8 protein-coding genes are annotated in these 7,958 nt (G+C 48.8%); 1 reads left to right on the forward strand and 7 read right to left on the reverse strand.

All coding sequences use genetic code 11. The features are described from left to right. Positions 1–107: 107 nt before the first annotated feature. The 7 genes from ABYW01_RS08835 to ABYW01_RS08865 all read right to left on the reverse strand — a co-directional run bounded on the left by ABYW01_RS08835 (position 108) and on the right by ABYW01_RS08865 (position 6,555). The gene (locus ABYW01_RS08835; RefSeq protein ID WP_372832141.1) at positions 108–1,478 is read right to left on the reverse strand and encodes a TadE/TadG family type IV pilus assembly protein; all 1,371 of its coding nucleotides are present in this window, start codon (positions 1,476–1,478) and stop codon (positions 108–110) included. Between the two features lie 75 nt (positions 1,479–1,553). Next, positions 1,554–1,793, reverse strand: a complete 240-nt coding sequence (locus ABYW01_RS08840) for a hypothetical protein (protein WP_372832143.1) — start codon at positions 1,791–1,793, stop codon at positions 1,554–1,556. Positions 1,794–1,846: 53 nt separating this feature from the next. Further along, the gene (locus ABYW01_RS08845) at positions 1,847–3,457 is read right to left on the reverse strand and encodes a type II and III secretion system protein family protein (RefSeq protein ID WP_372832144.1); all 1,611 of its coding nucleotides are present in this window, start codon (positions 3,455–3,457) and stop codon (positions 1,847–1,849) included. 148 nt (positions 3,458–3,605) lie between these two features. Next, positions 3,606–4,379, reverse strand: coding sequence for a Flp pilus assembly protein CpaB (gene cpaB / locus ABYW01_RS08850; RefSeq protein ID WP_372832146.1), 774 nt, complete (start codon positions 4,377–4,379; stop codon positions 3,606–3,608). A 22-nt stretch (positions 4,380–4,401) separates the two neighbouring features. Continuing rightward, positions 4,402–5,742: an AAA family ATPase gene (locus ABYW01_RS08855; protein ID WP_372832148.1), complete on the reverse strand. Its 1,341-nt coding sequence runs from the start codon at positions 5,740–5,742 to the stop codon at positions 4,402–4,404. After that, positions 5,739–6,320: a prepilin peptidase gene (locus ABYW01_RS08860; RefSeq protein ID WP_372832149.1), complete on the reverse strand. Its 582-nt coding sequence runs from the start codon at positions 6,318–6,320 to the stop codon at positions 5,739–5,741. The genes ABYW01_RS08855 and ABYW01_RS08860 overlap by 4 nt, the downstream gene beginning before the upstream one ends. Positions 6,321–6,357: 37 nt before the next feature. Continuing rightward, a complete protein-coding gene (locus tag ABYW01_RS08865) occupies positions 6,358–6,555 on the reverse strand; it encodes a Flp family type IVb pilin (RefSeq protein WP_372832150.1) in 198 nt (65 codons plus the stop codon). 332 nt (positions 6,556–6,887) lie between these two features. Here ABYW01_RS08865 and ABYW01_RS08870 point away from each other — a divergent pair, with 332 nt between their 5' ends. Then, positions 6,888–7,724: a helix-turn-helix domain-containing protein gene (locus ABYW01_RS08870; protein WP_372832151.1), complete on the forward strand. Its 837-nt coding sequence runs from the start codon at positions 6,888–6,890 to the stop codon at positions 7,722–7,724. Positions 7,725–7,958: the final 234 nt, after the last annotated feature.

Genomic DNA, 7,958 nt, shown 5'->3' on the forward strand with positions numbered 1-7,958 from the left:
CACACCAATAAAAAGCAATAGAAGGAGCGGTAAAGCGACAGTCAACTCAATGATCGCCACGCCCGATTGTTTCTTCCTTTGACCAAAGACAGTCGCTGAAATGTTCATCAGGAATCTCCACTATCGGGATCACGGAAAAGCACAATCTGTGTCGGCAAACTGGGTGAAGCACCTGGATCTATACCACCGGCAACATCACAACCTCGTGCACTGGCGCTGCCGACAAACTGCCCAAAGAAGTCAGCCCCGTTATTACCTTGTGAGCCGCGCTGCAAAAGCATAAAGCAGCCATATCCCTGCACAGAAATAGGGGAACTGGTACCGTTAGAAAGACCGGTACAATGACCAATGGGCAATACCATCATGCGGCGGAAAGGCTCACCACTTAAATTACAGGTCTCACCATTGCCACAGCTGCCATCAACGGCTCCCAAGTAATCGTTATAATCAAACAGGTCTGGGGCTGACGCTCCATCTTCAGTCTGTACCGTGCCGTCATCTCCTAGTACTAACTCATCACTTACATCTTCCAGGGCTTCCTGAATAACGTAATCAGGTGGCACATATTCTTGATCCTGCCCACTACCAAAGGTCCCTCCATCAAAGCGAGCATTCAATCCATCCAACGCCGGTCCCACTTTGTTACCGGGTTCAGAATCAACCGTTTCTTCACCCGAAACAGGGTCGTAATCAGCACACAGTCCCGTGGTCGCACCCGCAAGAGCATCGCGAATGTAGTTACCGCCCTGATTGTCACCCAAACGCAATAGGTGGAAGTTACCTGGGCCAATATCTTGGTTATTCCCAGCCGATATTTTGACTGCGGTAACATCCTCCATTACTAGGTCAGTTGATGCGTCAGGGACGGTATATCCGTAATAGCTATCAGGCGCACATCCGGCATCGCTTGCTCCATCACAGCAACCCGGCGTTCCTGGCTCACAACCACATGCCAACATCGGCACCAAATCGCAGATACCCGTCACCGCAACTGGGCCCGACACTGCGCTCGCGACGGCTTCTGTCTGATCAACACCCACAACACGCGCCAACCAAGTATCCAATGACACACTGTCAGCAATGACCCTGACGTAGGGCGGTGTTGCAGAAGGTGTAAACGGGTTCAAGGTGGCTGAATACTGTACGGTCAGCACAAGATCACCGTTCCCGTCATCGTAGGCATCAGCAATAAGATCATTACCCGGTGCAGATAGGTTTTCCTCGAAAGTTGCCCGGGCCGCGGCAGTAGCATCAACCATACTGTCACTGCTTTTCAGCACTTTTGCAGCAGTCAGCGCGGCAGAATCAACCGCATTCTGCAAACGTGTTTTGGTTAGAAACAGGTGACCACTATCCAGCGCGAGACCCGCGACCGCCAATATTGCAACCATCCCAATGGTGACCATGATCATCACCACACCACGCTGCCCTTTCAGGGCCCGTGGTATAACCCTCCGGGTTGAATAAGGTCTGTCCATCGTCAGTTCCTCCTATTCAACTTCATATTTCAGGGACACATCCCAGTCAGCGGAATATGCGGTATTTATTGAGGCCTACTTACGGCCGATATTAACCTCAATGGTATTTTTAACGGCTTGTCGATCACCAGCATCCGCGCGATATGTTTTGATCACCCGTGCCGCAATTGAGCCATCCAAATTGGGATTACCATCCGCGACCTCTTTTTCCGGATAAGCCGTCTGACGTTCCGAAACCTGCTTATATCCTGCGCCCTGCTTTTCCAACGGCGCGTTACCATAACCAGCACACCCAACCAGCACCGCAGTTAGCATGAGGAGTCCTATGGGTAACTTTATCTCTGATATTTTCATGGTCCTGTCCTCTGCTAATTAATGCTGTGACCAAAGGTGCTTTCTGAACCGCCAGCGGCCGATCGTATGACAGAATCTGAATCATCAATCGCAAAACTCTGCGCTGCTGGGGCATCAGAGTCCGTAGATGTGGCAGGCTCGTCACCTACAGCGGATTCCGTTTCTGCACTGTCATCTCTGGAGGAAATAACACCGTGAGTTCGACCCAGCAGGTAGAATTCAAAGTCGTTCGGCTCAACAAACCCTGCTCCCGGTAGCACAATCTCGTCTGCATTAAAGGGTTGCGCTAAGGTTGGTGTTACCAAAATAACCAGCTCCGTTTCACCTTTTTCAAATTCCTGACTACGGAACAGATGGCCCAGTACGGGAATGTCACCCAAACCAGGGAATTTCGACACGGCATCACGCATGTTTTCATTGATCAACCCCGCAATACCAATCGTCTGACCATCACCTAACTCAACGGTTGAACGGGCACTGCGCTTAGTCAGCGCAGGGACAAAGAAGCCACCGCTAGAGGAGCCTGATCCCAGGGTGATTGCACTTGTGGCAGTCAGTTCACTGACACTTACATTCAGATTGAGATTGATACGACCAGAATCAAGCACGACAGGAATGAACTTTAAGCCCACCCCAAATTCTTTGAAGTCGATCGTAATACCATCTTCATTTGGCACTGGAATTGGGAATTCACCACCCGAGAGAAATTCAGCTTCTTGCCCGGTTAAAGCAGTTAACGTGGGCTCCGCCAAAACCTTGGCCAGTCCGTTCTCTTTCGCTGCATCGATGGCGAGGGAAAATAGGAAGTTATCGTCTAAGTAGCCCGCAAATAACCCTTTATCGGCAATGGCAAGGTCACCCGGTGCAAACTCATCAACCGCAGGCCCTACAATGCCGCCCGAGTTAAATAAGCCGGTACGGGCACTAGCTACAGTATTGGTATCGCCAACCTCTCCAATAGATACTGAGTCAGGGAACGTAGCCCCACCATTCACTGCACCAAAGTTAGTATGCTGACCCGTTACAAACGTATGAAACTTGACGCCGAGTCGCTTAATAACCGATCGTGAAACCTCTGCAACAGTAACCTTTAGCATCACCTGCTGAGATCCACCGATCCCCATCAGATTGATCACACTGCCCTGTTGAGTTGCACCTTCTGATGAGGGTTTCTGCAGAAAGCTATCAGCCACTTTCATCGCAGTATCCATGCTCACCGCATTTGAAACCTCTCCGCTCAGGACAATCGCACCCTGAGACATATTCACTCGGATAGATTCACCCGGCAGAAGCTGATGTAATTTGGCTTTTAAGGAATTCAGGTCTGGGGTGACCTCTACATCCAAGGATTGGGTGAGATTATTCTTACTGTCCCACATAAGGATGTTGGTAGTACCTATCCCATTCCCGACAATGTAGACTTGATTGGAGCGCATCACCAAAATATCAGCCACCTCTTTATTACCGACTGATATTTTGTGCACCGGACCTCCAAGCTGGATAATCCGAGATTTATAAAGCGGAACATTAACGGTTTGAGCGACTCTTTCCAGAGCAACGGCCTCTGCTGCATAAACCTTGCTGAACGCCAGTGAAGCGATCAGCAGCAGCATGAGCAGCTGCAAAAGCCATCTTTCCGACAGGCTGTGAGGGCCTGTATGCATTATGGTTGCTGAATATGCCATGATCATTCCTCTGCTTTCCCTTGTGGCTTGATCACGAGGTCTTTTAAGGCTTCATGAATCTCCACACTTCATTTGTTGTGCAACTGCATTACATCGGAACCTTCTTCGACTGCCACTCGGTACCTTTAATCACGATCACTTTAGGTGGTGCAACATAGGTACGTTTGGGTTTCGGTTTTGCTTTTGCTACCTGTTTCGGTGGTTCTTCTACCGGGTTACGTAGCGTCAGCTGAATGGTGCCTTCACCCTTCGCTTTTGCCAGACGTTCAGCCTGCTTAGGTGTCACTTCCAATGTAACGGCGCGTACGACTACAGGATCGTTTTTATCGGTACGGGCGGTCTGATCAACGGCCAGCACCTTGATATCTTTCAACACAGTTTCGGTAATCACCCGCTTACCACCACCACTGGACGATCGAGATGCGATCACATCAACCTTGTTACCCGGCAACAGAAAACCTGCCACACCGACAACATCATTAACACGGACGGTAAAAGCCCTCATATTCGGCTCAATCAATGCTGCCAATGTCGCCCCCTCTAAATGATCAGAAACACGCTCAACACGAACAACTTCATCGGGCAGCATAATATCGGTGGAGACCTTACCGATGACGTCATCAACAGTCCGGAAACTATTCGTTGGTGCGACATCTTTCGGCATCATCACAACCTTAAGATGGCGTTTCTCAATACCATGCCCATAAGGAATGTCTAAAGCGGCTAGCACAACCGGCGTTCCAACCTCAGCCTTTGCCACCGTCGGCTGCTGCGAACTGATCCAATTATTTGCAATCCAAGCTGCGCCCACGGCAAAGGCAATGGATAGGACGAACAAAGTCACCGTTCTACGTTTAATCATGATCAAACCCTCCCTAGAGGCATTAACGTTCGGTCATCTGTTTCTGCTCATCCAGACTGACAAAGTAGCTGTTCCACGCCCAGTCAAGGTGCTCAGGCTGTAACTGCCCATCCCCCCCTTGATACTGGAATCGATCCCAAGCCATCCCCAGCAGATCGCGAGGATGACATGGACGCAGAGCAACACCCTTAGTGCCATGTAACTGGTAAAGCGCGTAGTGCAGTAATTCAGGGTCAAAAGGAATATTCCGATCAGCACACTCCTGCCGCCAGATCTGCTCATAGTGATTCGGTTCTAGAAAACCAAAATACACTTTGTAGCCAATGCGTCGTAGGAAGGCCTCATCAGCCAGATCTAGCGGATTGATGTTAGAGGAGAAAACGACCACTTGATCGAATGGGGTCTGCACGTGTTTACCCGCACCCAAAGTCAGGTAATCTTTATGCTCCTCGAGCGGTACGATCCAACGGTTGAAAATCTCCATCGGAGTCGCACGCTGACGCCCCATATCGTCGATGATGAACATGCCGTTATTTGCTTTCAGCTGCAACGGCGCCTGATACTCTTTAAGTACCGGGTTGTAGTTCACCTCCAGCATATCCATGCCTAATTCCCCCCCGGTGATCACCACCGGACGTTCACACAGCACAAATCGAGCGTCATAGTCGTCATTCAATCGAAGGTTCGGATTGACTTTCAGTTCTTCAACCGGATGGTGAATCAGTGGATCAAACAAACTCACAACGCATCCATCGATCTCCAGGGAATAGGGAATCAGGCAACTGTCATCAAACAATCCAAGCATTTTCTGTGTGATATATGTTTTACCGGTACCGGCAGGACCGTATATAAATATCGCGCGACCAGAGTTAAGCGCCGGCCCAAGCTGATCCTTAAGTTCTGCTTTGAGTGTCACCTTGGAGAAAGCTCGACAGAATTGATCTCGCGTTACTGTATAGCGATGAATTGACTGTGCGCTCACAACTTCACGGTATAGATCAATTGGCACGGGAGCAGGTCCCACATATCCACTTTTAGCAATAGCATCAAACGCGTAATCTCGACCACGCTGTGTCAATCCATAAAACAGCTCGCGATGCTCAAATCCACGAGAGTGGACTTCGATCAGTACTTCTTTTCGTAAAAAACTGATGATGTTTTCGATCACCGGACCTGACAGGGCTAATCGCTGCATCAGCTGCTTAAGTGTAAGTAAGCCCGCATCATTGATATGTTTTACAAAAAGCTCGGCCAGAAAATGCTGGGTAAGACCTGTCCCTTCCACTGTTGTAGGACGTGGTGCTAATGTTTTCAGGCCGCCTTCTTCTTGTAAAAGAGATTCATTAAGTGCATGGGAATTCATTGTCCTACTCCCAATAGTTGCCACTGGTAGCTCAGTTCCGAAGTGAGATGGTAGAAATCAAGTTTTGAATACCATCCAAGTGCGATCACCGTTCCCCCTGCGATAGCCAGTGCAAACGGGAATCGACGCCGAGCAATTGAGTTAGTTTCAGGTAGGATCCAGGTGCGTGTTTGTACGCTGACCATGTAGCGCTGCATAAATGCAGACAGCTGCCCTTTCACACCAATCAGTAACAATGCGTAGCCACCTGCTAATAGCAAACTGAAGGCAGTGGCCAGCAGAACCGGGGTCGTTCCAATAAAACAACCCACCGCTGCCATAAGCTTTACATCTCCAGCACCCATCCCTCCCATCAGGAAAAAAGGCAACAGCAGGGCAAGGCCAACGCCAGCTCCACTCAAGCCATTTATGAATCCATCACTGCCCAGGAATATCAGCTGTAAGCTCAACCCAATGCCAAGTGTGCTAAAGGTCAACCAGTTGGGAATACGGTTACGACGCAAATCAATCAGCGCCGCAACCACCAGCACCAGCAGAAGAAAAACAGTCGATAGATCATACGTTTGATAATCCAACATTGTTTGCCTCCTATCTGATGCTTTCCGAAAGCGACTTTTATACGCACGCAGTAGTTGGGTTACCGCCAATGTCTTCAGTAATACAGTTGATAACGTTGCCGACTTCAGTACCAAGGTCGGTAAACGCAGTTACCACCGCCGCCGCAATCAAACTACCCGCCACTGCGTACTCAACAGTGGTCAGACCTTCTTCTTCTTTCAGAAAAGCAATCAGTGTGTCTTTAAGAGTTTTCATTATTCTGTCCTCGGGTTTTTGCATGTCCTGCTTGTTTGAATCAGCGTTCGCATGCAGGTATGTCAATCAACTCACGCTGGGAACTATAGGAGGGGATTTGGAGGGGCATTGGGACTATCTTGCGAAAACCTTGTCACTTTTCTAATTTTTGGACCATACGCTCAGTAATGAAAATGTTTCATGAGGTTTACACTATAAACAGGGCAAAACGACTAATAGATGTACAGATATAAACTAAAATAGATAAAACAGTGTTTACAGTACGTAATAGATACATAACGGCAACTGTACACTTTTAGATCACATGTATCGTGATAATGGAAGGGATATTCATGGAAAAATCAGTCCTACTCTGGATAGACATGAAGGCCTCTAGAAGTGAAGAAGGCGTTTCTATCCTGTTTGAAAAGTATTTTGTTGTGCGAATGATCGGTGCAGATCAAGCTGCGATGTTGACGCCCTCCGATATGACGCCCAGCGCGATCTGTTTTGATTATGACTTTCCAGATAAGTACGGTTTAGATCTGTTACGTTCCACGCGGATGAACTTTCCGACCTTGCCCGTCTTGCTGCTAACCGAGCAACATTCTGAGGCGCTAGCAATTTGGGCACTGCGTATGAGGGTATGGGATTTTTTGGTTAAACCGCTCAACGCAGCACAGACTGAACAAGAGATCCACCAGCTGAAAAATCAGATCGATACTCATGAGCACTGGGAAGCAACCCCCTTTAGCGGGTCTCATGTTCCTCCCATTCCCGAAGAGGCTCGCTTCATTAACAACGGCACTCAGGAGGAGCGCGCATTAGCCCCAGCGGTCTCCTATATTCAGCAACATCTGACTGAAAAGATCTCGGAAGAACAGATGGCCTGCCTTTGTCGTATGCGGCCATTCCAGTTCAGCCGTAGCTTCCGTAAAAATTGTGGGATTACATTTCAAGAGTTCGTTCAACGTACGCGAATCGAAGAAGCAATGCGCCTTTTGCAAAACCCAAATATGACGGTGCTCGATATTGCACTTTCGGTGGGCTTTCGCGATCAATCATACTTCACTCGGGTTTTCAAAAAGCATATTGGTATGGCTCCCACCACTTACCGCGACAGCCGCATCATCGGCGAGACAATCCACAGTTCAGAGCATGAAACTCTGGATCTGTTTGGCACACACTGACTTTATCGCACACATATCCCTTTCTCTGAGATCACCTTGTTGCAATGGACGCGACAGGGTTACGGCAATTCCTGAAGTTTATCGCACGCGCCCAATGTAGAAGCTAGACATCCTCCAATACGACTGTCCCTTTGGGACTGTGGTACCTAATACCAGCAAAACGATACTCTCAGCGTTCTATCGCTCATATTGGTTACGATGGCCTGAACAAACGTTTATTCGCCCAACGATATC

This window comes from Pontibacterium sp., assembly GCF_041587635.1.
Classification (GTDB): domain Bacteria; phylum Pseudomonadota; class Gammaproteobacteria; order Pseudomonadales; family Balneatricaceae; genus Pontibacterium.